25 protein-coding genes are annotated in these 25,538 nt (G+C 68.6%); 18 read left to right on the top strand and 7 right to left on the bottom strand.

From position 1 onward, the window contains the following. Positions 1–2: 2 nt before the first annotated feature. From QFZ33_RS04820 to QFZ33_RS04790, 8 genes are read left to right on the top strand one after another with little or no spacing between them, the layout of a single operon-like run. Positions 3–1,208, top strand: a complete 1,206-nt coding sequence (locus QFZ33_RS04820; protein ID WP_307025349.1) for a NifU family protein — start codon at positions 3–5, stop codon at positions 1,206–1,208. Between the two features lies 1 nt (position 1,209). Then, the gene (locus tag QFZ33_RS04815) at positions 1,210–1,923 is read left to right on the top strand and encodes a DUF5947 family protein (RefSeq protein WP_307025348.1); all 714 of its coding nucleotides are present in this window, start codon (positions 1,210–1,212) and stop codon (positions 1,921–1,923) included. Beyond that, positions 1,920–2,573, top strand: coding sequence for a DUF6084 family protein (locus tag QFZ33_RS04810; protein WP_307025345.1), 654 nt, complete (start codon positions 1,920–1,922; stop codon positions 2,571–2,573). The genes QFZ33_RS04815 and QFZ33_RS04810 overlap by 4 nt, the downstream gene beginning before the upstream one ends. Further along, positions 2,570–3,970 (top strand): hypothetical protein, encoded by a 1,401-nt coding sequence (locus QFZ33_RS04805; protein WP_307025343.1) that lies wholly within the window; start codon positions 2,570–2,572, stop codon positions 3,968–3,970. The genes QFZ33_RS04810 and QFZ33_RS04805 overlap by 4 nt, the downstream gene beginning before the upstream one ends. Next, complete coding sequence (locus tag QFZ33_RS23845; RefSeq protein WP_373427236.1) at positions 3,967–4,086, top strand: DUF6893 family small protein; 120 nt, start codon at positions 3,967–3,969, stop codon at positions 4,084–4,086. The genes QFZ33_RS04805 and QFZ33_RS23845 overlap by 4 nt, the downstream gene beginning before the upstream one ends. Then, on the top strand, positions 4,083–4,634 hold the full coding sequence (locus tag QFZ33_RS04800) for a hydrogenase maturation protease (RefSeq protein ID WP_307025341.1): 552 nt from the start codon (positions 4,083–4,085) through the stop codon (positions 4,632–4,634). Before QFZ33_RS23845 ends, QFZ33_RS04800 begins: the two co-directional genes overlap by 4 nt. A 14-nt stretch (positions 4,635–4,648) precedes the next feature. Then, a complete protein-coding gene (locus QFZ33_RS04795; protein WP_214854903.1) occupies positions 4,649–4,954 on the top strand; it encodes a HypC/HybG/HupF family hydrogenase formation chaperone in 306 nt (101 codons plus the stop codon). After that, the gene (locus tag QFZ33_RS04790; RefSeq protein WP_307025339.1) at positions 4,932–5,318 is read left to right on the top strand and encodes a hypothetical protein; all 387 of its coding nucleotides are present in this window, start codon (positions 4,932–4,934) and stop codon (positions 5,316–5,318) included. The genes QFZ33_RS04795 and QFZ33_RS04790 overlap by 23 nt, the downstream gene beginning before the upstream one ends. A gap of 52 nt (positions 5,319–5,370) precedes the next feature. On the opposite strand, the gene QFZ33_RS04785 is transcribed toward QFZ33_RS04790, so the two are convergent. Next, on the bottom strand, positions 5,371–6,144 hold the full coding sequence (locus QFZ33_RS04785) for a DUF6390 family protein (protein ID WP_307025338.1): 774 nt from the start codon (positions 6,142–6,144) through the stop codon (positions 5,371–5,373). Positions 6,145–6,327: 183 nt separating this feature from the next. On the opposite strand from QFZ33_RS04785, the gene QFZ33_RS04780 reads away from it, so the two are divergent. The 3 genes from QFZ33_RS04780 to QFZ33_RS04770 all read left to right on the top strand — a co-directional run bounded on the left by QFZ33_RS04780 (position 6,328) and on the right by QFZ33_RS04770 (position 9,432). Beyond that, on the top strand, positions 6,328–7,461 hold the full coding sequence (locus QFZ33_RS04780) for an ABC transporter substrate-binding protein (protein WP_307025337.1): 1,134 nt from the start codon (positions 6,328–6,330) through the stop codon (positions 7,459–7,461). A gap of 164 nt (positions 7,462–7,625) precedes the next feature. Further along, positions 7,626–8,657 carry a FecCD family ABC transporter permease gene (locus QFZ33_RS04775; RefSeq protein ID WP_307025335.1) on the top strand — a complete coding sequence of 344 codons (1,032 nt, stop codon included), beginning with the start codon at positions 7,626–7,628 and terminating at the stop codon, positions 8,655–8,657. Continuing rightward, positions 8,650–9,432 carry an ABC transporter ATP-binding protein gene (locus QFZ33_RS04770; RefSeq protein ID WP_307025333.1) on the top strand — a complete coding sequence of 261 codons (783 nt, stop codon included), beginning with the start codon at positions 8,650–8,652 and terminating at the stop codon, positions 9,430–9,432. The genes QFZ33_RS04775 and QFZ33_RS04770 overlap by 8 nt, the downstream gene beginning before the upstream one ends. Positions 9,433–9,664: 232 nt before the next feature. Here the strand turns inward: QFZ33_RS04770 and ppc are convergent, their stop codons facing one another. Beyond that, the gene (gene ppc / locus QFZ33_RS04765) at positions 9,665–12,475 is read right to left on the bottom strand and encodes a phosphoenolpyruvate carboxylase (protein ID WP_307025331.1); all 2,811 of its coding nucleotides are present in this window, start codon (positions 12,473–12,475) and stop codon (positions 9,665–9,667) included. Positions 12,476–12,590: 115 nt separating this feature from the next. Further along, entirely contained in the window at positions 12,591–12,923 is a 333-nt protein-coding gene (locus QFZ33_RS04760; RefSeq protein WP_307025329.1) for a hypothetical protein, read from the bottom strand. 159 nt (positions 12,924–13,082) lie between these two features. On the opposite strand from QFZ33_RS04760, the gene QFZ33_RS04755 reads away from it, so the two are divergent. Next, the gene (locus QFZ33_RS04755; RefSeq protein WP_307025328.1) at positions 13,083–13,901 is read left to right on the top strand and encodes a DUF1684 domain-containing protein; all 819 of its coding nucleotides are present in this window, start codon (positions 13,083–13,085) and stop codon (positions 13,899–13,901) included. 90 nt (positions 13,902–13,991) lie between these two features. On the opposite strand, the gene QFZ33_RS04750 is transcribed toward QFZ33_RS04755, so the two are convergent. Together QFZ33_RS04750 and QFZ33_RS04745 are read right to left on the bottom strand one after the other, a co-directional pair. After that, on the bottom strand, positions 13,992–15,215 hold the full coding sequence (locus QFZ33_RS04750; protein ID WP_307025326.1) for an acyl-CoA dehydrogenase family protein: 1,224 nt from the start codon (positions 15,213–15,215) through the stop codon (positions 13,992–13,994). Beyond that, positions 15,212–16,042, bottom strand: a complete 831-nt coding sequence (locus QFZ33_RS04745; RefSeq protein ID WP_307025325.1) for an SDR family NAD(P)-dependent oxidoreductase — start codon at positions 16,040–16,042, stop codon at positions 15,212–15,214. The genes QFZ33_RS04750 and QFZ33_RS04745 overlap by 4 nt, the downstream gene beginning before the upstream one ends. A gap of 158 nt (positions 16,043–16,200) precedes the next feature. Here QFZ33_RS04745 and QFZ33_RS04740 point away from each other — a divergent pair, with 158 nt between their 5' ends. The 4 genes from QFZ33_RS04740 (at position 16,201) to QFZ33_RS04725 (ending at position 21,424) form a co-directional block, all read left to right on the top strand. Then, positions 16,201–17,457: a glycoside hydrolase family 76 protein gene (locus tag QFZ33_RS04740; protein WP_307025323.1), complete on the top strand. Its 1,257-nt coding sequence runs from the start codon at positions 16,201–16,203 to the stop codon at positions 17,455–17,457. 163 nt (positions 17,458–17,620) lie between these two features. Next, the gene (locus tag QFZ33_RS04735) at positions 17,621–18,667 is read left to right on the top strand and encodes an iron ABC transporter substrate-binding protein (RefSeq protein ID WP_307025321.1); all 1,047 of its coding nucleotides are present in this window, start codon (positions 17,621–17,623) and stop codon (positions 18,665–18,667) included. 4 nt (positions 18,668–18,671) lie between these two features. Then, the gene (locus QFZ33_RS04730; protein WP_307025319.1) at positions 18,672–20,264 is read left to right on the top strand and encodes an ABC transporter permease; all 1,593 of its coding nucleotides are present in this window, start codon (positions 18,672–18,674) and stop codon (positions 20,262–20,264) included. Then, positions 20,261–21,424, top strand: coding sequence for an ABC transporter ATP-binding protein (locus QFZ33_RS04725; RefSeq protein ID WP_307025316.1), 1,164 nt, complete (start codon positions 20,261–20,263; stop codon positions 21,422–21,424). Before QFZ33_RS04730 ends, QFZ33_RS04725 begins: the two co-directional genes overlap by 4 nt. Before the next feature lie 49 nt (positions 21,425–21,473). Here the strand turns inward: QFZ33_RS04725 and QFZ33_RS04720 are convergent, their stop codons facing one another. Beyond that, complete coding sequence (locus QFZ33_RS04720; RefSeq protein WP_307025315.1) at positions 21,474–23,183, bottom strand: glycoside hydrolase family 32 protein; 1,710 nt, start codon at positions 23,181–23,183, stop codon at positions 21,474–21,476. Between the two features lie 134 nt (positions 23,184–23,317). Next, entirely contained in the window at positions 23,318–23,926 is a 609-nt protein-coding gene (locus QFZ33_RS04715; protein WP_307025313.1) for a YdeI/OmpD-associated family protein, read from the bottom strand. Between the two features lie 121 nt (positions 23,927–24,047). Between QFZ33_RS04715 and QFZ33_RS04710 the strand changes: the two genes are divergently transcribed. Together QFZ33_RS04710 and QFZ33_RS04705 are read left to right on the top strand one after the other, a co-directional pair. Next, on the top strand, positions 24,048–24,776 hold the full coding sequence (locus QFZ33_RS04710) for a VOC family protein (protein WP_307025311.1): 729 nt from the start codon (positions 24,048–24,050) through the stop codon (positions 24,774–24,776). Between the two features lie 164 nt (positions 24,777–24,940). Beyond that, entirely contained in the window at positions 24,941–25,480 is a 540-nt protein-coding gene (locus QFZ33_RS04705) for an NUDIX hydrolase family protein (protein ID WP_307025309.1), read from the top strand. The last annotated feature ends 58 nt before the right edge of the window (positions 25,481–25,538 follow it).

Below are 25,538 nucleotides of genomic sequence, written 5' to 3'. Positions count from 1 at the left end.
CCATGCCCGGCGGGGACCGGCCGCCGCTGCAGAGCGGGGACCAGATTGGCACACTCCTTGACGCCCTCGGCACCGGCGGGGCAGTCGCCCGCGGCCGGGCCGAGGACCTGGTCCGGCAGGTGACAGACCTCTACGGCGCCGGGCTGCAGCGCATTATGGAGATCCTGCAGGCCCAGGGGAAACTCGACGACTCCACGCTGGCGGCGCTGACCGCGGACAGCCTCGTGGCCGGCCTCCTGGTGATCCACGGGCTGCACCCCCATACGCTGGAGGCACGCGTGGCCGCGGCGCTGGACAGCGTCCGGCCCTACCTGGGCTCCCACGGCGGCGACGTGGAACTGGAAGGCATCAGCCCCGACGGCGTGGTGCGGCTCAAACTGCTCGGCACCTGCCAGGGCTGCCCGTCGTCGTCCGTCACCCTCAAGTACGCCGTCGAGGAGGCCATCCAGAACGCCGCACCGGAGGTGACGGCCATCGACGTCGTCGAAGCGGAAAAGCAGCCGGGCTCGCCGGCCCTGATTCCGGTGGACTCGCTGCTTGTCCGGGTCAACAATCCGGCGGGCGGAACACCCGCAGACTCCTGGCACGACATGTCCGGCGGCACGTGGGAACCTCTTCCCGAGGTCGCCGGGCTCGAGGCCGGCGAGGTGGCAGGCTTCCTCGTCGGCGGCTACCCGGTGCTGGCCTGCCGCACCGGGCAGGACATCTACGCCTACCGGGACTACTGCCCGCGATGCACCGGTTCCATGGCCGGCGCCGTGCTGCAGCGCGCCCTCGCGGCACCGGCTGGCGGTGGCCTGCTCACCTGCCCCACCTGCCGCGGCCACTTTGACGTGCGGCGGGCGGGCGTCTGCCTCGAGGACAAGGAGCTGCACCTGGAGCCGCTTCCGCTGCTGGTCCGGAACGGAGTGATGTCCGTGGCGGTTCCGATGGTGTCCGTGCAGTCCGCGCCGTTGCCGGTTCCGCCGGCACCGGCAGCCCCGGCAGCCGTGACGCCGGTGCAGGCAATCCCGCTGGTGACACCGGCCGGGCTGGAACCCGTCCCGGCGGCGCCTGTACCGGAACCGGCGGAGCCGGCCCCGGTGCCTGCGGCAGTGTCCGTGCCAGCAGCGGTGTCCGTGCCTGCGGCTGGAGTGTCCGTGCCCACCCCGGCGCCGGCGCCCGGCATGGCCCCGGAACTGCAGGCAGCCGGCGGACAGGACCGCTGAAATGAACATGGAGAATGGAGGAGGTACAGGGCGCGGCCCGGGAACCGGCCAGGCCGACGGCGCCTTGCCGGTGGCCTTACTGCGGCGGATTTCCGCGAACCGGCCCGCTCCCGCCGCCGGGGAATGCTGCGAAATGTGCGGCGAACCGATTTCCAACGCACACCAGCACGTGGTGGACCTGGAGAGCCACGCGATGATGTGCACCTGCCGGCCCTGCTACCTCCTCTTCACGGATGCGACCGCCCACATGCGCTACCGCTCGGTGCCGGACAGGTACCTCTCCTTCCCCGACTTCGATCTCGGCCTTGGGCAGTGGGACGAACTGGAAATTCCGGTGGGCCTGGCGTTCTTCTTCCGCAGTTCCAAACTCGGCCGCACGGTGGCGTTCTACCCTGGCCCGGCCGGGGCCACGGAATCGGAACTGCCCCTCGCCGCCTGGGACGGCGTGCTGGCCCGCAACCCGGCCCTCGGCCTCGCGGCGCCGGACACCGAGGCGCTGCTGATCCGCGGCCCGGGTCCGGGCAGGGCAGCCGCGGACTGCCACCTGGTTCCGGTGGACGCCTGCTACGAGCTGGTGGGCCGGCTGCGCCGCCTCTGGCGCGGGTTCGACGGCGGCCAGGAGGCGCGCGATGAGCTCGCGGCATTCTTCGATCGGATCGCCCGCCGCAGCGTTCCGGCGCCGGCAGATTCCGCCGGGACGGGAGGCCTCCGGTGACCGAGCTTACCTTCGCCGTGCTGGAGATCCGGCCCGAACCCTACGCCGCCGCTCCGCAGCTGACGGCCAGGCTGCGGCTGGCGGAAGGCACGGGGGCCGTGGTGCACGCAGTGGCACTGCGCTGCCAAGTCCGGATCCTGCCGCAGCGCCGCGGCTACGCGCCGGAGGAGGAGACGGGCCTGCTGGACCTCTTCGGCGGCCGCGGACGCTGGCCCACCACGCTGAAGTCATTCCTGTGGATGCAGTGCAGCACCATGGTGCAGGGTTTCACGGGCAGCACCGAGGCGGACCTCCCGCTGCCCTGCACGTTTGATTTCGACGTGGCCGCCGCCAAATACCTGCATGCCCTGCACGACGGCGAGATACCGCTGGAGCTGCTGTTCTCCGGCACCGTGTTCACCAAGGGGCAGACGGGGTTCACCGTGGAACAGGTGCCGTGGGACCTTGAAGCGTCCTACAAGCTGCCGGTCGCCGCCTGGCGGAGCCTGATGGACCAGTATTTCCCCAACGCGGGATGGATCCGCCTGGACCGCGACGTCCTGGCAGCACTCGCCCGGTACAAGTCCGCCGCGGGCCTCACGTCCTGGGAAGCCGCAGTGGAGAAGCTGCTCGCCCAGGCCACCGCCGATGTGACCGGAGAGCGGCCATGAACACCGGCCTGGCCCTTGCCCGGGCGGTCGCCGATGCCGTCCTCTACGAGGGCTACCTGCTCTACCCCTACCGCGCCTCCGCCCAGAAGAACCAGGCCCGCTGGCAGTTCGGGATCCTGGGTCCGCCGGGCGCCGCAGAGGCCGGCAGCGGGGAGGAACCGTCCATGTCCGCCGACTGCCTGCTTGCCCCGGGAGTGCAGGCCGGACTTGAAATCCATTTCCGCTTCCTGCACCTGCAGACGCGCACCGCAGAAAAAGCGGACGACGGCGGCGGGTTCACTCCCGTGGACAGCCTGGCCGTGGGCGCTGCGAACTGGCTGAGCTGGGACGAGGCCGTTGAACAGGAAGTGGCGTTCGGGCCGTTCTCCGTGGCCCAGCTCCGGGCCGGACAGGTCCTGCCCGTGGAGGTCCCGGAGGGACTCGACGTCGAGGAACTCAAGGACGACGCCGGGGGGCCGGGCGGCCGGCTGGTGCGCCGCCGTCGTGCTCTCCGCGGCGAACTGCGGCTAACCGCGGCCGAAGAGTCCGGCGGGCTGCTGCGGCTCAGCGTCACCGCGGCCAACACGGCCCATCCACTGTCGGCCCACCCCCTGCCGGCCGGGAACCGGCAGGACGCCACCGCGGTCTCCTTCATCGGGGCGCACGTGTTGCTCGGCGTGCGGGACGGGGATTTCGTCTCACTGCTGGACCCGCCGCTGTGGGCGCAGCAGGCAGCCGGGCGGTGTTCCCAGCACCGTGGCTGGCCTGTGCTTGCCGGCCCCGAAGGCCAGACTGACGTGCTGCTGATCTCGCCCATTATTCTCTACGACCATCCCGCGGTGGCCCCGGAAAGTTCGGTGGCGCTGTACGACTCCACCGAGATCGACGAGATCCTCACGCTGCGGGTGCTGACGCTGACCGACGCGGAAAAGGCCGAGGCGCGGGCGACGGACCCGCGGGCCGCCGCCGTCATCGACCGCTGCGAGGCGATGTCACCGGAGGACCTCCAGCAGCTGCACGGCGCCCTGCGGAACCCGCACGCGTTCGCCGCGGATCCCGATGGCTACGCCCCTGCCGAATCGTGGAGCGCGGCCAGCCAGGACGTTCCATGGTGGAATCCGGAGGCGGAGGCCAGTGTCCGGCCAGACCAGGATGCCGTTGTGATCAACGGCGTCGCGGTGGCGCGCGGCAGCCGCGTGCGCGTGCACCCGAAGCGGCGCGCCGACGCCCAGGACCTGTTCTTCGGCGGACAGACCGGGCGGGTCACCAGCGTGCACTTCGACGTCGATGGCAGCACCCACGTCGGGCTCGTCCTTGAACAGGATCCGGCGGCCGATCTCTATGAGGGCTACGGCCGGTCCTTCTACTACGCGCCCGACGAACTGGAGCCGCTGGAGGGAAAGGAAAACCCGTTATGAAGGCAATAGGAATGGCCACTGTTTCCGTGCTGGCAGCGATGGCCCTCTGGGGCATCTACGTCGGGATCCGCGCAGTTCCGGATATCCGGCGGTACATGAAAGTGCGGCGGATGTGACCGCCGACAGCAGGGCCAGGACCGCCGCGCAGGGGACCGCCCCGCCAGGAGACGGCGAGCGCACCGGCGGCGTCCTCGTGGCTGGCGTGGGTAACCTGTTCCTGCACGACGACGGCTTCGGCCCTGAAGTGGCACGGCACCTCGCCGACCATCCGCAGCCGCTGGCCCCCGGCGTCCGCGTGGTGGACTACGGCATCCGCGGCATGCATCTGGCCTACGATCTCTTGGCCGGCGTCGACACCCTGGTGCTCGTGGACACGGTGCCTGCGGGCGGGAACTCGGCCCCCGGAAGCATCCGTGTGCTGCGGGTCAGCGCTGCGGACCTGAACGGCAGTGCCATGCTCGATCCCCACGGCATGGACCCGGCGGCCGTGCTGGGCCGGCTTCGTTCCATGGGCGGTAGCCTGCCTGCCACATATGTGGTGGGCTGTGTCCCCGCAGACCTGTCCGAAGGCATCGGCCTCTCGGCAGCGGTGGCCGCGGCGGTGCCCAAGGCGGCCGCCGCCGTCGGGTCCCTGCTCGGCCAGCACTCTTCTACTGCAAGCTAAGGCGGTGTCCGTACATGTGCCTCGGAATACCCGGCAGGGTCGTTGAACTCCTCGAGGGGTACGGCGGCCAGCTCGCACTCGTCGATGTGGCAGGAGTGCAGCGGAAGATCAACATTGGGCTGCTGGATGAGGGGCCCCTGGAACCCGGCACCTGGGTCCTGATCCACATGGGCTTCGCGCTGGAACGCGTGGACGCCGCGGGCGCGGAACAGGCCATGGAAGGACTGGAGCTGATGGGCCGCCCGGCGGACACCGGACCCGGATCCCAGCCGGCACAACCACCACAAGGAGAGCAGCATGTCACCCACGAACCAGCCTGATCCCGCCGGCGAGGAAACGGGCGCCGCCCAGGAAACCGAAAAGGGCGCCGCGCAGGGCACGGCATCGGGCACCGCACCAGGGACAGCGCGGGCTTTCGGCAGCGAACCGCCGCTGAAGGAACCCGCCCAGCCCGGAGCGGACGAAACCCCTGAAGACGCGGCACCCGCTCCGGCCGGCGTCGGCGTCAGCACCACCCGCAGGGGCGAGGACGTCATCAAGGAGGAGGGCACCGAACCGGGACGCGAGCACACGGGAACCGATGATTCGCCTGCCGGCCGGCCAACCGGCGAGTCGTCCGCCCGCGATGCGACGGCCGTCAAGACCCCCGAGCATCCCGACGGCGCCGCGCCGCAGTCACCGTAACCGGCCGCCGAAGCTGACCGCAGGGTTGGTGGCCGGGCGCCACTGCTCGGCGCTAGTGTTCGAGCGCTATGGCTGCGCCGCGGTGTTCGACGCCGCTGTTGGCAATCCGGAGGTGCCGCGCCGTAAAGTGCTTGAGCTGCTGCAGCTGGTGGGTGGAGAGGCGGTCACACACCCAGTCCCAGTGCAGTGAGACGACGTCGCCTACGGCCAGCCCGGCCACGAAACCGGTTCCGTTCACGGCAAACTTGGCCGATTCCACCACGGGCTCGCCGACGTCCAGGGCTGTGCCGTCCCATACCAGCGGCCGCGACCGCACGACGGCGTCGTCCCCGGAAATCGCGAGCACCTGCCCCCAGCGGATCCGGCACCTGTCCAGCACGTTCAGCGCGGTGGCGTGCCGGCGTTCGTCGCGGAGCAGGCCCAGCCACGGGTAGATTTCGAACACGTGGAAACTGTGGTGCGGGACCCCACCCGCCAGGACGCCTTCCACCAGATGCGGGAACTGCCGTCCGGTGCGGGCCCGGAACCTGTCCTCCATGGAATTGCCGAGGTTGGTGATGCCGACGGTATCCAGGAGGCTGTTGCCCACCCAATAGGCCTCCACAACGCGGGCGTCCAGCGGGTCCGCGATGCCGTGAGATCCGGCGATCAGTTCGAGGTAGGGCCATGCTCCGGCAAAGCCCTTGGCCAGTTCGCGGAGACCCTTGTCCGTGACGCCGGACTGCCCGTAGTGCAGCAGGGCGTCGCTGTCCGGCGGGCCGCAGCTGCCCCGTGAATTGGGCGGATAGGCATAGCGAACGAACAACTGGGCACCATCGATAACCATCCTGTGGCCACCTTCTGCGAGAGTCTTCTGAAAGTAGCACCGGGCCATGGCGCCGACAAGGGACCGGCCGCCGGCCGGCAGGTCCGGGCAGCGCGACCGGCCCTTCGCCCAACGCAGGAGAAAGCGGTGACAGCCCTGCCCTTGAAGCGGATGCTGTGAAGACCCACGCGCAGGGAGTCAACGATGACAGCTGCAGACCTAACCCGCCGCGCCGCCCTACAGGTGTTTATTGCGGGCGGCTCCGCCGCCCTGCTGGCCGGATGCGGCACATCCGGCACCGCCCCGCCGTCGTCCCCCGCGGGCAGCAGCAAAAGCACCAGCTTCACGGACCAGCGCGGCCGGACCCTGTCCTTTGACCGGCCGGTGGCCCGGGTGGTGACCATCCCGATGCCGTCGGCGTCCCTGCTGGTGGCCGTCGACCGGAGTGCCGACCATCTCGCGGCCGTGCACAACGCCTCCTGGGTGGCCATGCGCGACGGAATCATGGGCTCCATGTTTCCCGCCGCCCTGGACCTCCCGCACGACATCGCCGCCCAGGACTTCACCGCCAACGTCGAAAGCATCCGGGCCCTCAACCCGGACGTGGTGGTCCAATGGTCGGACGCGCAGCTCATCGAGCCCCTGGAGAAGGCGGGACTTCAAGTTCTGGGGCTGAAAAACTCCGGCACGCAGGAGGATGTGGACGCCTGGGCCGCCATGTTTGCCGCCATGCTCGGCAAGCCCGAACGTGCCACCGAGCTCAAAACCCGCAGCGACCGGGAACTTGCCGAGGTCAAGTCACTGGCGGCCGGCCGCGCGTCCAAGGGCCCGAGCATCCTGTACTTCAACCGCTTCACGGGCGGGCTCAAGGTCGCCGGCGCCAACAGCTACAACGACTTCTATATCAAGCTCGTGGGCGGCTCCAACCCGCCAACAGGCAAGGACCCGCTGTCCGGTTCCGGCATGGTGGGCGTGGACATCGAGCAGGTCCTGCGCTGGGACCCCGAGGTCATCCTGCTGGGCAACTTCGACGCCGCCATGCCGCAGGACATCTACTCGGAACCGGTGTGGCAAAACGTGGCTGCGGTCCGGGCGAAGCGCGTGTACAAAGTCCCGTTGGGCGGCTACCGCTGGGATCCGCCCGGGCAGGAGTCGCCGCTGATGTGGCACTGGCTGGGCGACATCGCCTTCCCGCAGGAGAAGTCGGCGGTACGGAGCAAGGCTTCCGAATACTTCAGGTCCCTGTACAACCACGAACTCACCGACGGTGAACTGGACAAGATTCTCTGGACCGCGGAGAACGGGCAGTCCGCCAACTACCGGCAGTTCAATGCTTGATGAGGCAGGTTCCTCGCGCTTGCGAAAGCGGCGGGCCCGGCAACTTAGGTCCGGAAAAGCTGGGTGCGGTCAGGCCCCGGCTGCGGCCGGCGCAGCCGGCACAGCCGGCATTGCCGCGGGTGGGCCCGGCTTCCACCGCGGGTGGCGCAACGGAACGCGGTGCCGTGGAACGACGGCGGGAACTCGCCGTCGTCGTTCCCATCGCCCTCACTGCCTCCTTCCTTGCCGCGGTGGCGGTTCTGGCGCTGGCAGTGGGGCGGTACAGCGTGCCGCTGGACCACGTGGTGCAGATCCTGGCCGCACAGCTCGTGCCGGTCCCGGTTGAAGCCAGCGGCACCGAACAGAACGTGGTCCTGCTGGTCCGGCTGCCCCGGGTCCTGCTCGCTTTGCTGGTGGGTGGCGGCCTGGCGATTGGCGGCGCAGCGCTGCAGGCCATTTTCCGCAATCCCCTGGTCAGCCCCGAGATCATCGGTGTGTCTGCCGGCGCATCCTTCGGCGGAGCCCTGGCGCTGCTGCTCGGACTGGGTCCGCTCCTCCTGGTGGGCGGTTCCTTCGTGTGCGGGCTGCTGGCACTCGGGGCCCTGTTCCTGATCACCTCGGGCCGCGCCGGGACGCCGATGCTCATGATCGTGCTCGGCGGCGTGGTCACGGGATCGTTTTTCTCCGCCCTGGTCGCCCTGGTGACCTACATTGCGGACCCGAACACCACGCTGCCCGCCATCGTCTTCTGGCTGCTGGGCAGCGTATCCACAGCAACCTTCGCCAAGGTAGCGGTGGCCCTGATCCCTGTCCTTGGCGGGGCCGCCGTCCTCGTGGCCCTGCGCTGGCGGATCAACGTACTGTCGCTCGGCGACGAGGACGCGGCCGCCCTGGGTGTGCGCCCGCGCCCGCTCCGCTGGGTGGTGCTCGTGGCGGTGGCGCTAATGGTCGCCGGCGCGGTGGCGGTCAGCGGCGCCGTCAGCTGGGTGGGCCTGGTGATCCCGCACCTTGCCCGGATGTGGGTGGGACCGGACCACCGTGTCCTCCTGCCCGTCTCCTTCCTGCTCGGCGGCGCCTACATCGTCCTGGTGGACACTATCGCCCGCACCGCCACCGGCGGGGAGATCCCACTCGGCGTCCTCACCGCCCTGATCGGCGCGCCCGTGTTCTTCCTGCTCCTGCGCCGGAACCGGGAGAAAGTCTGGGACAGTGCTTGAACTCGACGGCGTGGGCTTCGGCTACTCGCCCCGGGACTGGGTGTTCCGCGGCGTCACCTTCAGCGTGCCGCCGGGGACCGCAACCGCCGTGTTGGGTCCCAACGGCAGCGGCAAGACCACGCTGGTGCGCTGTGCCGCCGGGTTGCTGGACCCGCAGGAGGGAACGGTCCGGCGGAGTGAGAGCGCCGGCTACGTCCCGCAGGCCCACGGCAGCGCCTTTGCCTACCGGGCGCTGGACATGGTCCTCATGGGGCGGGCACGGCACGTTGGCGTGTTCCGGACACCCGGGCCATCCGACCACGCCGCAGCGCTGGAGGCGATGGAGCGGGTGGGCGCGGCCGGGCTGCGGAACCGGCGTTTCCCCACCCTCAGCGGCGGCGAGCAGCAGCTGATACTGATCGCCCGGGCCATCGCCGCCGGCTCACCCATCCTGGTGCTGGATGAGCCCGCCACCGGCCTGGACCTCAAGAACCAGGCGCGCGTCCTGACGCTGCTGCGCGAACTGATGGCCGACGGCATGGCCCTGCTCCTGAGCACCCACCATCCCGATCATGCCCTGCACCTGGCCGACCGGGTGGTCCTGCTAGGCCACTCGGGTGTGCGGACCGGCCACGCTGCGGGACTCCTGACCGACGCCGAACTCTCTGCCCTCTACGGCGTGCGCGTGAGCACGGTCCCGTACTCCGACAGCTCCCCCGACGCTGATACCGCCGGCTCCCCCGGTTCCCCCGGCGGCACGCTCCGCCGGACCATCGTGGTGCACTACGGCAACTGACGCTTCCTCACTTTTCGCAACAATTCCACCGACGCTCCCTCAGATCCCGTCGCTTCAAGCCAACCCTCCCGCAGCGGGTGAGGAAGCGTCTGGAAAGAACCGACGAAAAGTGAGGAAGCGTCTGGAAAGAACCGACGAAAAGTGAGGAAGCGTCCGGAAAGAATCGACGAAAAGTGAGGAAGCGTCCGGAAAGAACCGACGAAAAGTGAGGAAGCGTCCGGGGCGGTGCGGGTTACCCGGTGTTGCGGAGGCCTGCTGCCACGCCGTTGACGGTGATGAGCATGGCCCTCTGCAGGCGCTCGTCGATCTCGCCCGCGGTAATGCTGGCACCTTCTGCCCGCACGCGGCGGAGCAGTTCCACCTGGAGGTAGCTGATCGGGTCGAGGTACTGGTCACGGATTTCCAGGGACCGCTTGAGCGTGGGCTGGGCATCCAGGAGCAGGTTCTCGCCGGTGAGGTTCTGGATCTCGGAGACGGTGAGCTCGTATTCGTCACGGATGGCGCGGAAGAGGTGGTGCAGTTCCGCCGGGACCAAGGTGTCCACGTAGTATCCGGCGATCTCCATGTCCGTCTTGGCGAGGGTCATCTCCACGTTGGACAGCACCGAGCGGAAGAAGTGCCAGCCGTGCATCATCTCCACGAGCTGGGCGGAGTTCCCGGCTTCCCGCGCGGCCTTCAGCCCGGAGCCGACGCCGAACCAGCCCGGCACGATCTGCCGGGACTGGGTCCAGCCGAACACCCACGGGATGGCACGCAGCCCGCCCAGCCCGGCACCGGAATCCGGGCGCTTGGACGGGCGGGAACCGATGTTCAGCGAACCGAGCTGCTCAACCGGCGTCGAGGCCAGGAAGTACGCCGGCAGGTCCGGGTGGTCGATGAGGCTGCGGTAGCGGGCGAACGCGGCGTCGGAGATGGTCTCCATGACATGCCCGAACCGCTCGCGCTGGTCGTCCGAGGTGCGCGGCGTGCGGTGCAGCGCAGACCCCTGCAGCACGGCAGCGAGGGACAGCTCCAGGTTTTCCCGCGCAAGTTCCGGCAGGGAGTACTTGTCCGAGATGACCTCGCCCTGTTCGGTGAACTTGATTTCGCCCTCGAGGACACCGTTCGGCTGCGCCATGATGGCGTCGTAAGTAGGTCCGCCGCCGCGGCCCACGGAACCACCGCGGCCATGGAACAGGCGCACGCGGACGCCGTGCTTGGAGGCGATGTCGCGTAGCTTCCTCTGGGTCTTGTGGATTTCCCACTGGCTGGTCATCACGCCGGATTCCTTGTTGGAGTCCGAGTAGCCGAGCATGACTTCCTGGACATCCCCGCGCAGCCGGACCAGCTCGCGATAGGACGGGTCGGACAGCAGCTGGTCCACGATCTCTGCAGAGGCACGCAGCTCCTCGACGGTTTCCAGCAGCGGCGCGAAGCCGATCTTGGCGTACGGGGCGTCACCGAAGATGCTGACCAGGCCGGCCTCGCGCGCCAGGACGGCAGCGGCCAGGACGTCGTCAGCGCCTCGGGTCATGGAGATGATGTAGGTTTCGATGACGTCCGGGCCGTACGTGCGCAGGGCGCGGCGGATCTCACGGAAGACGTCGTACGTGCCGTCAGCGGCGCCGTCGAGCTTGATCGGGTGGCCGGACAGCGGACGGCGGGACGCGAGCTCGGCGCTCAGGACCTCGAGGCGCTCGCCCCGGGTCAGTTCGGCGTACCGGATGCCGGGCCCGCCGAGGCGGTCCATGAGCTGCCCGACGGCGTCATGGTGGTGGTCGGCGTGCTCACGGATGTCGAGCGTGGCCAAGTGGAGGCCGAAGGAGGCGATGGCCCGGCGGACACGTGCCAGCGCCCCGTCCGCGGCGAGGGACGCCGAATGGTTGCGCAGGGACAGTTCCAGCAGCTCGAGTTCGCCGATGAGCTCCTCGGTGGAGGTGTAGTCGCGCCCCGGCTGGTGCCTGGACCCCGCGACCACCCGCTTGCCCGTGTTGATGAGCTTGGCCTTGATGCAGGTCAGCTTCAGCCGGTAGGGCTCCTGGGCGTTGAGCTCCAGGATGCGGCGGTCCAGGCCGGGCAGCTTCGCGAGGTCAGCGTCGATCGAATCGAGGAGCGCCTGGTCTGCGCCGGCGAGGGCAGTGGAGTTGGACAGGACGGAGATGAGTTCGTCGATCATGGCAATGCTGATCCGGACCGCATGCTGGTTCTGCAGCTGCAAAATCTCGTGCGTGACGGCGGCGGTGACGTTGGGGTTGCCGTCGCGGTCACCGCCGATCCAGGAGCCGAACCGGATCGGGGCGTTCTGGGCCGGCAGCGTGACGCCGTGTTCGCCGAGGAGTTCCGAGAAATCCGTCAGCATCTCCGGCAGCGCGTCCGTAAGGATGCTGTCGAGGTAGTAAATGGCGTTGCGGGCCTCGTCCACGGGAGTGGGCCGGACCTGACGCAGTTCGTCCGTCTGCCACATCTGATCGATCATTTCGGACAGCTGGCGGTCCTGCCGGCGCCGGGCGCTGGTGCCCTCTTCGGTGGGCTGGGCCAGCACGTCCGAGAGCTTGCGGATTTTGTCCAGCACGGAGCGGCGGGAGGCCTCGGTGGGGTGCGCGGTGAAGATCGGGCGCACATCGAGCTCGTTGACGACTTCCTGCAGCACCGCCGGGCCGGCCTGCCCCGCGATGTCCTCCACGGCCTTGGCCAGCCAGCCGTCCTTCTCCTGCCGGGTGCGCAGCCCGCGGACCCGGTGGACCTGTTCGGCAGCGTTGGCGAGGTGGAAGTAGAAGGCGAAGGCGCGGACCAGGTCGGTCGCCTGCTCGAGCGGCAGGGAGGCGAGCAGCTCGCGGACCTGGGCAACGACGTCGTGCGCGCTCCACGGGCCGGTGGCCTCCGCGCCACCCCTGGCGGCCTCCTTGGATTCCTTGGTGAGCAGGCGCACCTGCTCCACCAGGTCGAGGAGTTCGGGGCCGTGCTGGCGGACCAGGGATTCGCCCAGCAGGGTGGAGACGCGGCGTACGTCCGCACGCAGTTCGGCGGCGAGATCTGTTTCTGAATTCATTGCAGTGTCAGCCATGGAAACTATCTTTCGAGTGTTCGACTTCGGCTCGTACACTGCGCTGGATACTGTGAGCCCGGTTACTGTTCCTATGGGATGTTACCCGCAGCTGGCCGGAGCCCGGGAATATGTCTCAGATGTTGTCGGGCCCTTGAACCGGAGCGGCCGGTGGCTGTAGAGGGGCCGCGGGCAACTGGACCCGGCCCGAATACGGACCGTTGGCCTCCGGTCCGGGACCCGCGCTGGGCGCTTCATGCCGCTTTCGTTTCTGTTCCTCCCGCGCCGCCAGCGCCTCCGAATGCGTCGGGGTGCCGGTGGCCGGATCGAACCCCGCCAAGGCGCTGCCCAGCGTTCCGGCGGCACCTTTCGGATCGACGCCCCGCTTCTGCACAGCCATCCCCGCGAGGGTCAGCGCCCACACGATGGCAACACAAACCAGCACCGTCAGAACAGCGTCCAGAGCCATACGCTAAGGCTACGCCTGCCGCCCGTGGGCGGGGAGCCCAGGCGGAGAGCCCCGCGTCCCAGGCCCCGTCGCACCGCCGGGCACGCCGCCGGAGCGAAGCCCCGCCGCCCGGGGTTGCCCCTAAGCTGGCCAGGTTGGCATACACCCGTTGGAGGACACATGAGCACTGCAGCAGACGCCCAGCTGGAGCGCTGGCTCCGCTTCCGCAAAGGCCGGAACACCGCACTCGCGGCCGAGCACGGCTGGCTCACACTCACGTCGTTCCAGTGGCTGGAAAGCCAGCCGGCCGCCGTCGACCTAGTCCCCGGACTGTGGTCAGCGGACGGCACGACGGCGGCGCTGACCGCCGCGGCGTCCGACGGGCTGACGCTCGTGGAGACCGGGAAGCCGGTGGCGGGGACGATCACTGCGCGGCTCGCCAATGAGGAGTCACTCATGTGGGTGCAGTTCGGCGGCGCGGACGGCCGGCAGGTTGTGGTGGAACTGGCGATGCGCGCAGACAGGTATGCGGTCCGCACCCGGGATTCCGCGTCGCCGGTGTTCACCGAGTTCGACGGCGTGCCCACCTTCGATTACCGGCCCGACCTTGCCTTGGAGGCCAGGTTCGAGGCCTACCCGGAACCTGTGGACGTGCCCATTTCCACGGCCAATCCGCTGGTGGACGGGGTGCACCGCAGCGTCGGCGAACTGGTGTTCCGGCTGCCCGGCAAGGACCACGAGTACCGGCTCCATGCCGAGGAGGAGAAGCTCGGCGCCCTGACAGTCACGTTCCATGACGAGACGAACGGCGACACGACTGACGAATGGCGCAAGGTGTCCACCGCGCGCCCGCGGCCGGACGGCTCCGTGGTCCTGGACTTCAACCGCGCCATCAACTACCCCAGTGCCTTCACGCCCTACGGCACGTGCCCGATGCCGGTGCGGAACAACAGCCTTGACGCGCGGATCGAAGCCGGGGAGAAGCAGCCCGCCTCCTAAGCCGGCGCCCCTAAGCCCCGGATCAAGCGCGAACAGACACTTAAGCCCCCGGACCGCAGGGCCATAAGTGTCCGTTCGCGCTGAGAACCGTCAGGTGATGGCGGAGACGCCCGTGACTGCGCGGCCCACGATCAGCGTGTTGATCTCGTACGAGCCCTCATAGGTGTAAATGGCCTCCGCGTCAGCGAAGATCTTGGCCATCCGGTAGTCCGTGACAATGCCGTTGCCGCCCAGAATGGACCGGCCCATCGCCACGGTTTCGCGCATCCTCGCCGACGTGTACGACTTGGCCAGCGCCACCTGCGCCATCCCGGCACCCTGCTCCTGCAGCTGCAGCTGCGCGATCCGGGCCATCATGCCCATGCTAGCGACGGCGTTGCCCAGCATGGACACCAGCTGCTGCTGGATGAGCTGGAACCTCGCCAGCGGACGGCCAAACTGGTGGCGTTCGACGGCGTACTGCCGGGCGACGTCGAACGCCGCCAGCTGCTGCCCCACGGCTTGCCACGCGACCATGATGCGCGAGCCGCGGAGCAGTTCGTTGGTGTCCTCGAAGCTGCTGATGCCGGCGAAGCGGTCGGCCTCGGCAACCCGCACGTTGTCGAAAACGATGTCGGCGTTCTGCACGGTGCGCAGCGCGATCTTATTCTCGATCCGGCTGCGGCTCACTCCGGGCAGGCTGGCGTCCACGATGAAGCCGCGGACCGCGCCGTCGGCTTCGTCCCGGGCCCACACAAGCATGTAATCGCAAAACGTCCCGTTGCCGATCCACCGCTTGGCGCCGTTCAGCACCCAGCCGTCCCCGGCGTCGTCTGCCTCTCCCGTGCGGCTCGATATCCGGCGCGCCCGCGTCTCCATGCCGCCGGCGACGTCGGAGCCGTGGCCTGGTTCGGTCAGGGCAAACGCACCCGTGGTCCTGAGCTTCGAGGCGTCGTCGAGATACCGGTTCCGCTGGTCACCGGAGCCGAAGCGGTAGAGCGACTCGACGAAGAGGTCGTGGTGGACCAGGAAAAACGTGGCGATCGACGTGTCCACGCGCGTCATCTCCGCGATCACCAGTCCAGCGAACAGGTGGCTGTAGCCGCGCTGGGCGGGCGTGCTCAGTTCCAGGGCGGCCAGCTTGGGGAGGATGTGCGCAGGAAATTCGGCCTTGTTCCACCAGTCCCCCGCGAACGGCGCTATCTCCGCGGCCAGGAAGTCCCGCAGTTCGCCCAGCTTGCGCTGCTCGGAGGCGCTGAGCAACGACTCGTAGCCGAAAAAGTCAGCGCCGGGCAGGGTGTCGACGGCGGATGTAGCCTGCGCGGCGCCGGTCACTTCGGGCCCATCCGGATGGCGCCGTCGAGGCGGATGGTTTCGCCGTTGAGCATGGCATTCTCCACGATGTGCGCGGCTAGGTTGGCATACTCGGCGGGCCGGCCCAGGCGGGACGGGTGCGGCACCTGCCGGCCCAGTGACTCCTGTGCCTCCTGCGGCAGCCCGGCCATCATCGGGGTCTCGAAAATCCCGGGTGCGATGGTCACCACCCGGATGAGGGACCGGGCCAGTTCGCGGGCCAGAGGCAGGGTCATGGCGGCCACGCCGCCCTTGGATGCAGCGTATGCGGGCTGGCCGATCTGCCCGTCGAACGCGGCTACTGAGGCGGTGTTGATGATAACGCCGCGTTCCTCGCCGCCGAGCTCGGTGACAGCAGGCTCAGTGGCGGCCATCGCGGCGGCGGCCAGCCGGACCACGTTGAAGGTCCCCACCAGGTTGATCTGGATGACGCGATGGAAGGTCTCCAGCGGCAGCACGCCGTCGCGCCCCAGGACCTTGCCCGGCGTGGCGATGCCGGCGCAGTTCACCACGATCCGCAGGGGGCCCATCGCGACGGCGGCGTCCACAGCGGCCTGCACCTGATGCTCGCTGGTCACGTCCGCGGGAACGAAGACCACTTTGGGGGCTGCCACCTCGCGGCCTGAAGCGATGCCCCCAAGGTTCTGCGGGCCGGCCGCATTCAGCTCGTCGGCGTACGCGGCACCGGCCGAGGTGCCGAGGTCGGCGAGAACCACAGAGGCGCCGGCATCGAACAGTCGTCGGGCCGTGGCGGCGCCCAGGCCGGATGCACCGCCCGTGATGAGCGCGACGGAACCCTCGATTTCCATACATCCTCCTTGATGCGGAACCGGTCGATGCGGATCCGGATCCCGGCCGCGAACGTTAGTTAGTGAATGTTAACTGAAATGGGCGGCGGATGCATCCCGCGCCACCCCGCTCGCCACACTGGCGGGGATGGCATCTGGCGGGTCGCTAGGCTGGCCGAATGATCCAGCCAGATGCTGACGGCACGCCAGATGCCATCCCCGCCTCCGCAACGGCCTGGGCAGAGCGGGCCGACGAGGCCGCACGGTCGGTAACGCACCTGTTCGGCCAGCGGCTGTTCTTCCTGCCCGGGACGCACCTCGCAGCCACCGCCCGCCCCTCCGGCCGCATCGAAAACCTCCGCCGCCCGTGGCACTACTGGTGGCAGGCGCATTACCTGGACTGCCTCGTGGACGCAGGCTTTCGCGAACTCGGGAGGGCGGGGCGACCGCCGGAAAAGTTCGACGGCGGCACCCGCCCCAGTGCGGGCCAGCTCGCTTCGCGGCTGGTCACCGGCATCCGGCTGCGAAATTTCCTGACGTTCGTCAACCATTACTACGACGACATGGCCTGGCTGGCCCTGTCCACACTCCGGCTGGAGCGGCTGGCCGAGGATAGCCGCCGTCCCAGCCCCCGGCGGCAGGAGAGGATCCGCAAGAGCCTGACGCTGCAGTTCGACTCGGCCTCCACCGACGACCTGGGCGGCGGGACGTTCTGGAGCACCCAGCGGGACTTCAAGAACACCCCGGCCACGGCACCGGTGGCGCTCTATTATGCACGCACGGGCAACCTCGCCAAGGCGCAGGCCCTGCTCGACTGGCTGGATGCGCGGCTGTTTGACCCCGCCCGGGGGCTCTACCTGGACGGCGTCCGGGTCCGCAGCACCGGGGAGACGGTGCTGGAGGAGGCAATCTACACCTACAACCAGGGGCCCGTCCTGGGCGCCCTGCTGGAGCTCGGCGGCACCGCCAATCTGGAACGCGCATCGACCGTGGTGCGCGCAGTGGCAGCGCACCTCACCGTGCCGGAGGGCGGCGGCAATGCCACCGGCAGCCCCGCGCCCAGCATGATTCTCCGCTGCGACGGGACCGGCGACGGCGGGCTGTTCACCGGCATCCTCGCCCGCTACCTGGCACTCGCCGCCAACGACCAACGGCTGCCGGAGGACGTCCGGACCACGGCCGCCGGGCTGGTCACCGGCACAGCCGGGGCCCTCTGGGCTGGCCGCCGGCTGATCGCGGCTGGCGAACCGCTGGCCCGCCACGGACGGGCCGGCGAACCGGTGTTCTCCTTCGAACCCCGGCGGCCGGCGAGCGACACATACTCACTGGATGCCGCCGTCGAACTTTCCACCCAGCTTCAGGCCTGGATGGCACTGGAGGCGGCGGTGTCAGTGGCGGCGGCTTCAGCAACGGCGGCCACCAAGGGAGCCAATTAGGACACGCAACAGTTTCGTAATTGATGTGATCCTCATCACTTAATGCCCATGTCGCTTGGTGCTTAGGTTTGGCTAACCTACAGTTTTTCGAGTGAGCATTGCCTTACTTCCCCAGCTCACAGCGGGCCTGGCCCACGAGACTTTTGCAGAAAGAAGCACCCCGATGAAGATCCGCATTAACGCGCTGGCCGGCATCGCGATCGCCGCCACCGCAGCCCTTGGCCTCTCGGCCTGCGGCTCCAGCACCTCCCCCGCTGCCTCGTCCTCGGCTGACGCCTCCAAGGGCGAGATCACGGTCTACAACGCCCAGCACGAAAGCCTCACCAAGGAATGGGTGGACGCTTTCACCGCGGAAACCGGCATCAAGGTGACGCTCCGCCAGGGTGACGACACCGAGATGTCCAACCAGATCGTCCAGGAAGGCGCAGCCTCACCGGCGGACGTGTTCCTCACCGAGAATTCCCCCGCAATGGCGCAGGTGGAGAACGCCGGCCTGTTCGCCGACGTCAACAAGGACACGGTGGCCCAGGTTCCGGCGGAGTTCCGCCCCAGCACCAACAAGTGGACCGGCATTGCCGCCCGCTCCACCGTCCTGGTTTACGACAAGAACAAGTTGAGCGAGGACAAGCTGCCGAAGTCCATGCTGGACCTGGCCAAGCCGGAGTGGAAGGGCAAGTGGGCAGCCTCCCCGAGCGGCGCCGACTTCCAGGCCATCGTCTCCGCCCTCGTTGAGCTCAAGGGCGAAGCCGCTGCCGAGGCATGGCTGAAGGGCATGAAGGAAAACTTCACCGCCTACAAGGGCAACAGCACCGCCATGAAGGCAGTGAACGCCGGCGAGGTTGATGCCGCGCTGATCTACCACTACTACTACTACGGCGACCAGGCGAAGACCGGCGAGAACTCCAAGAACGTCACGCCGTACTACTTCAAGAACCAGGACCCGGGCGCCTTCCTGTCCGTCTCCGGCGGCGGCGTGCTGAAGTCCTCGAAGAACGCTGAGAACGCACAGGCCTTCCTGAAGTTCATCACCGGCAAGAAGGGCCAGGAAGTCCTGCAGAAGGGCACGTCCTTCGAGTACGCCATCGCTTCCGGCGTCCCCGCCAACGAGAAGCTGGTTCCCGTCAAGGAACTTGCCGCTCCCACCGTGGACCCCGCCAAGCTGAACTCCGAGAAGGTCACGGAGCTGATGACCAAGGCAGGACTGCTCTAATTCTGTGACCACGCAAGTATCGGCACCGGAGAGATCCGGAAGCACGACGACGGCGGGCCGGGGCAAGCGCCCCCGCCCGCCTTTCGGCGTTTCCGCGGTAGGCGTCATGGCGGTGCTCATCGCCCTGTTCGCACTCGTCCCCCTCGGCTACGTCGCGGTGATGACCGCGGCCACGGGCTGGGACACCGCCCTTGAATTGATCGTGCGCCCGCGCGTCGGCGAGCTGCTGCTCAACACCGTGCTCCTGATCGTGCTCACGGTGCCGCTGTGCCTCATCCTGGGCGTGGGCGGCGCGTGGCTCGTGGAACGCACCATGCTGCGCGGGCAGAAGGTGTGGGCCGTGCTGCTCGCGGCGCCGCTGGCCATCCCTGCCTTCGTCAACAGTTACGCGTGGGTCTCCGCCGTGCCGTCACTGCACGGGCTGTTTTCCGGCGTGCTCATTGCCACGCTCTCCTACTTCCCGCTGGTTTACATTCCCGCCGCCGCGACGCTGAGCCGGCTGGATCCCGCCGTGGAACAGTCGGCTGCGTCCCTGGGCCTGGGCGCCTGGCGGGCGTTTTTCCGGGTGGTCCTGCCGCAGCTCCGGATCGCGATGACCGGCGGAGCACTGCTGGTGGCACTGCACCTGCTGGCCGAGTACGGCGCCTTCGCGATGATCCGCTTCGACACGTTCACCACGGCCATCATGGTGCAGTACCAGTCCACGTTCAACGGCGCCGCAGGCACCATGCTGGCCAGCGTGCTGGTGTTCTTCTGCCTCCTCCTGCTCCTGGTCGAGGTGCGTAGCCGCGGCACCGCCCGGTACGCCCGCGTTGGGTCTGGTGCGCAGGCCAAGGCCCTGCGCCTGCCGCTTCACGTCTACCAGGTACCGGCCCAGCTGGCCCTGCTCGGCCTGACCCTGCTTGCCTTCGGGCTGCCGCTGCTGTTCGTGCTGCGCTGGATCATTGCCGGCGGTGCTGACATCTGGGCGGCTGACGAATTCGTTCCGGCGCTGTGGCAGACCCTGCTGTACGGGCTGGCCGGCGCGGCTGCCACCACCGTTGTCGCCTTCCCCATGGCGTACCTGGCCGTTCGGCATGCCAGCTGGTTCAGCAAGGCCCTCGAACTCTCCAACTACGTCACCAGCTCCATGCCGGGCATCGTGGTGGCCCTGGCCTTCGTCACGGTCAGCATCCGGTTGGTCCCGGGCATCTACCAGACAGCCGGCGTCCTGGTGGCCGCCTACATCCTCCTGTTCCTGCCGCGCGCCCTGGTCAACATCCGTGCCGGCCTGGCCCAGGCACCCAAGGAACTGGATGAGGCGGCCCAGGCCCTGGGCACGCCTCCGCTGCTGTCCTTCATCCGCGTGACGCTCCGGCTCACCGCCCCCGCTGCGGCCGGCGGGGCGGCGCTCGTCTTCCTTGGCATCGCCAACGAGCTGACCGCCACGCTGCTGCTCTCCCCCAACGGAACCCGGACCCTGGCCACCGAGTTCTGGAGCAAGAGCAGCGAAATCGACTACGCCGGCGCGGCGCCGTACGCCCTGCTCATGATCGTGATCTCGGCGCCCATGACCTATTTGCTCTTCCAGCAGTCCAAGAAAGTAGCGGGACAGTGACCGAACAATCCCCGTCCAGGCTTCCGGAACCGCGGATCTCACGGTCCGTGGCGCCAAGCACCAACAGCCATCTGGAGATCGAGGCCGTCACCAAGAACTTCGGCTCGCAGGCCGTCCTCAAGGGCGTGAACCTGTCCGTGGCCAAGGGCGGAACCACCGCAATCGTGGGCCCCTCGGGTTCGGGCAAGACAACCCTGCTCCGGCTGATCGCCGGCTTTGAACACCCAGGCACCGGCAGCATCTCGCTGAACGGTTCCCCCGTGGCGGGCGATGGCGTATGGAAGCCGGCGCACAAGCGCCACGTCGGCTACGTGGCCCAGGACGGAGCGCTCTTCCCGCACCTGACCGTGGGGCAGAACATCGCGTTCGGGCTCAGTGCCGCAAAGCTCGACGGCGGCCGGCGCGCGGTTAACGCCCGGGTCAACGAACTCCTCGAGATGGTGTCGCTGGACACCGCCATGGCCAAGCGCCGGCCGCACCAGCTCTCCGGCGGGCAGCAGCAGCGCGTCGCCCTGGCCCGGGCACTGGCCCGGGAACCCGAGCTCATGCTGCTGGACGAGCCGTTCTCCGCCCTGGATGCCGGGCTCCGGGTGGCCACCCGGAGGGCGGTGGCCAAGGTCCTCAACGAGGCCGGCGTGACCACCATCCTGGTCACCCACGACCAGGCTGAGGCGCTGTCCTTCGCGGACCAGGTGGCGGTCATGCGGGGCGGCAAGCTGGCACAGATCGGCAACCCGTTCGTGGTCTACACCCGGCCGGCGGACCGCGCCACGGCCGAATTTCTGGGCGACGCCGTGATCCTCGACGCGTGGATGGAGGGGTCGCTGGCCACCTGCTCGCTGGGCGGGATTCCGGTCCGGCGTCCGCCCGCGCAGGGCCGCGTCCAGCTCATGCTGCGTCCGGAGCAGATCCGGATCGCCGAGGACGGGCCCATCCGCGGCGTGGTGGTGGATACCGACTACTTCGGCCCCGAAACCACCGTGCGGCTCAAGCTTGCCGTGCCGCCCCAGCTGGCCGGCGCCATGCCCGACCACCGCTATCCCGGCGGCGGTGAAGTGATCACCATCCGGCACTGGAACGCGTCCATCGCCCAGCCGGGCACGGAACTGTGCCTGCGCGTGGTGGGGGAAGCCGTGGCCTTCCCGCTCGAGTCCGACTGACGTTCCGCTGACGTTTCTGCTGGCGCCGCCTTTTAAGGCACCGGTGCGTCTAGCGTGCAGACAGCACGGTTGCCAGCGGGGTGTATTTGAATGACTTCAGCGTCAGCTTCCCGCCGGCGGTGGCGGCGCTGACTGCCGGCTGGCCGGACCGCGGCAGTACCACCGACGTCAGGGTCTGCTCCCCGCCGTTCACGAAGACCTCCACGGAGGAATAGTCCACGAAGATGGTCAGGTCCACGCTGCCCCTGCCTGGTGAGCTGCCCTGAGCGCTGCCGCTGCGGGGCCGGCTCTGGGCGCTCCTCCGCTCGGTGAAGAGAGGTCCGAGGGCTTCGGCGCCCGGGACCGCCGCCGCCCGGCTCACCGACGCCGTGCCCGCCTCGAAGTTGTAGCCCACCGTGGCGTAGTCCGCGCCGCCGCTGCCAAGTTTCAGCAGGGCCTCCGTGCCGTCGTCGCCCGGTGCACGTTCCAGGGTCACGTCCAGCCGATAGGCCCCGCCTGCGGCCGCGGGAAGCTCGCCGGCGCCCTCCGGGGTCAAGGCCCTGCTGCCGGCCGTCTTGGCTTCGCCGTCCAGCGCGGACAGCGCCGCGGTGGGGGTGGAGACGAGCGTGGGCCGGCCCTGCACCGTCTTCAGCCGGATGTCCCGGACGATGGAGTCGGCGCCGCCCCGCCAGTCCGTGGTGGGCAGTTGCCGCGCGTATGTCCAGTTGTTCATCCAGCCGATCGCGTGCCGGGAGGCCATCCGCTCGTTTTCCGGGAGCCGGGGATCGTCCCAGGTGACGGCGGCATAGAAGTCGGCGCCGGCGTCGAGCCACTGGTGTTTGTCATCCGCGGGGGTGAACGTGGTTCCGTCAAAGCTTCCGGTCCAGTAGGCCACCCCGGTGGTCCGCCCTTCCGCGGTGCCGTTCGCGCTGGCGGCCAGGACCCAGGTGCGCTTGGCGGGGTCGCCGTCGACATCCAGCTGGAAGAGATCCGGGCATTCGAGGATGCCCAGGCCTTTCCGCTCGAAGCCGGACACGTAGCGCCAGTCCTTGAGGTCCGTTGAGGTGTACAGGCCGATCTTCTCCCCCTCGGCCAAAGCCATGACCCACTGTCCGCGGGCCTCGTCACGGATGATTTTGGGATCGCGCCAGTGCTGGACGCCGGGGTTCTCCATGACCGGATTGCCGTCGGCGGCCTTGAAGGTGTAGCCCTTGTCCGTGGAGTAGAACAGGGACTGCCGCTGCACGCCCTTGTCCTGCTGGGTCATGATGGCGACGACGGCGCCCTTGCCGAAGCCGGCTGCGTTGTCCTGGTCCACCACGGCGCTGCCGGTCTCAATGTCCCCGAGGCCGTTCTTGAACTTTTCGATGGCGACGCCTTCGTCCTTCCAGTGCACCAGATCGGTGCTGGTGACGTGGAACCATTCGGTGCCGTTCCCCTCGGGGTGGTCCGCGTTGTAGAGGTAGTAGTAGTGCCACACCCCGTCCAGCAGGAACGGCCGCTGCGGATCGTTCATCCACTCCTTGGCAGGAGTGAGGTGGTAGGAAGGCCTGAACTGCGAGGTGCCCTCGGGCCTGTTGAACGACTTCGGGGCTTCGCTCTGGGTGCCGCTGCCCTGGTGTCCGCTGCTTTGGGGTCCGGCCCCGCCCTGCGTTCCGCCGTCGCCCGAACGCCCGGCGAGGCCGATAACCGCTGCCGCGGCCAGCACCAGAGCCAAAACCACTGCCGCCGCAATCCACCGCCCGCGTGGGCTCAGCGTGCGTAGGGAATACCGCTGCATGTTCGCCGTTCGTGTTGGGAGTTGGCACCAATTTTAGCGCGGCCGCCCTTCTCCTTGACCCGGCCAGCTGGTTTCGACCAGACTCAACCAGCGGAATGCCGACCAGGCTCAACCAGCGGAATGAAGCACCGGGCTCAACCAGCGGGATTCTGCACCGGGCGCTTCTTCTGCGGATACGGCGTCTCGCCGCGGGCCAGCATCTCAACAAACCCCGCGATTTTCCGCTCCCGGGTCGAGGCCTGCTTGACCGAATTGGTGCGGTAGATCAGCGCGTAGCGGTTCACCGAGGTCAGCACATCGAACATGGCCTGCGCCTGGGGCACGGCGGCGATGGCAGCGGCCAGATCAGTTGGGACCTCCGCCGTCGCCTGTCCCGAATAGGCGGCCTCCCAGCGGCCGTCCGCTTTGGCGGCGTCGACGGCGGCACGGCCCGGGACTGTCATCTTCCCTTCCGCCTCAAGGCGGGCCACGTGGCCGACGTTCCGTTCCGACCAGGGGCTCTTGGCACCCCGGCGGGTCATGCGCTGGAGGTAGCTGTCGCCGTCGCGCTTCTTGACCTGGCCGTCAATCCAGCCGAAGCACAGCGCCTCGTCCAGGGCGGCGTCGTAGTCGAGTTCGGTGACGTTGCCGCCCTTTTTGTGCAGGACCAGCCAGACGCCGGGGCTGTCGCTGTGGTGGGATTCCAGCCACGTCCGCCACGCGACGGCGTCAGGCACCAGCAGTTCCTCGAGTTCTACAGCCATGCGCCTATTCTGCCCCGCACGCCTGCGGATTCAACCCGGTGCCACGCGATTCAAGACGTGGCATCATGGCCATGTCGGCGCCGTTTTCGGGATCCAGGTGTTTCGAGTTCGAGGAGAGAGCATGCTTCGTGTCCGCCCCATTCACTTCACGTCCCGGGTAGAACCCTGGGAGCGGCTCCTTACCGATCTGGGGATGATCAAGTCCACCGACGAGGGCTCCTGGCGGGAGTACGACGCCGGGGCCGGCCGACTGGCGCTGCACCAGGCCGAGCCGGGCGCCGCGGAGGACGGCGTCACCCACTTTGGCGTGGAGGTCGGCGACCTCGAGGAATTTGCCCGGCGCACCAACCAGTCCGGCGCTGAATCGGATACTTCCTCCGCCGAACTCGTCCGCGCGGACCACGGCGACTCCTGCCGGATCACGGGCGCGGACGGTTTCAGCTTCTTCGCCGACAAGGCCGCCCACGGGGCCATCGGCGCGGATGCGGATCCGGCGCTGGCCGTGGTGGAGGTCTGGTTCAGCGAGGATGTGACCGCCGCCGCCCAGGCTCTGCGGGACATCGGCGCGCGCTTCCGGCCGGTCCCGGACGACGACGAAACCGCCGATTTCACGGCCAAGAACGGCGGTGTACTGATGGCGCGCCCCGGCACGGGCGCGGCGCACGCAGGGCTGGGGTTCGAATACGGCGGCGACATCGACGCCCTGCGGGACCGTCTCACCGCCGCGGGACACGACGTTACGCTGACCGAGGAGGCCTTCGGACGCACCCTGCATGTGCCCCACCCGGACAACGACGGCGCGGCAGCTCAGCGGGCACCGCTCTGGATTGCCGCCCGGCGCCCGTCGTAGCGCCCCGCTTCCGTACCCCGGCTCCCGTACCGCTCCCCGGCATGCCGCAGCGGCGGTTCAGGACGGCAAATCGAGGGGTGAGATCTCGTCGCTTTGGCCGCCTCGAAGCGTTGGAATCTCACGCATCGGCGGCCGCACCTGTGGCGATGGGGTAAAAATGACTCATGAACGTGCGCACCCCTGACCCCAACCCCGGCTGGCTCTCGGACGAAGATCTCTTCGAAGCCCGAGGCAGGCTTCCGATGGTCTACGTGGAGGCGGTGCCGGTCCGGCTGGATCCGCTCGGATTCGTGAATGAGGTGGGCACGCTCTTGCAGGCGGACGAGGACGGCGCCATGGTCCGGTCGCTCGTCTCCGGGCGGGTGCTCTACCGCGAGACCATCCGCGCCGCACTGCTGCGCCACATGGAAAAAGACCTCGGCCCGCTGGCATTCCCCCAGCTGCCCATCAGCCCGGTGCCTTTCACCGTTGCCGAATACTTCCCCGCGCCCTCTCACACCGGCTTCACTGACGACCGCCAGCACGCCGTTTCACTGGCCTACATCATCCCTGTAACCGGCGAATGCGATCCCCGCCAGGACGCGCTGGAGCTGACCTGGATGACGCCCCAGGAAGTGCTCAGCGACGGCGTGCAGCTCGAGTTCGCCGGCGGCCGCGGCGCCCTGGTGCGCCAGGCCCTGGCCTACGCCGGCGTCGGCAGCTGACGCCCGGGCGCCCGCGCCTCCCAGACTTCGCAGCCTCTCCTTTGTAGACTGTTGGGCG

The organism is Arthrobacter globiformis, from assembly GCF_030815865.1.
Taxonomy (GTDB): domain Bacteria; phylum Actinomycetota; class Actinomycetes; order Actinomycetales; family Micrococcaceae; genus Arthrobacter; species Arthrobacter globiformis_B.
The sequence above is the reverse complement of the archived record's forward strand: the minus strand, read 5'-3'. Positions and strand labels throughout refer to the sequence as shown.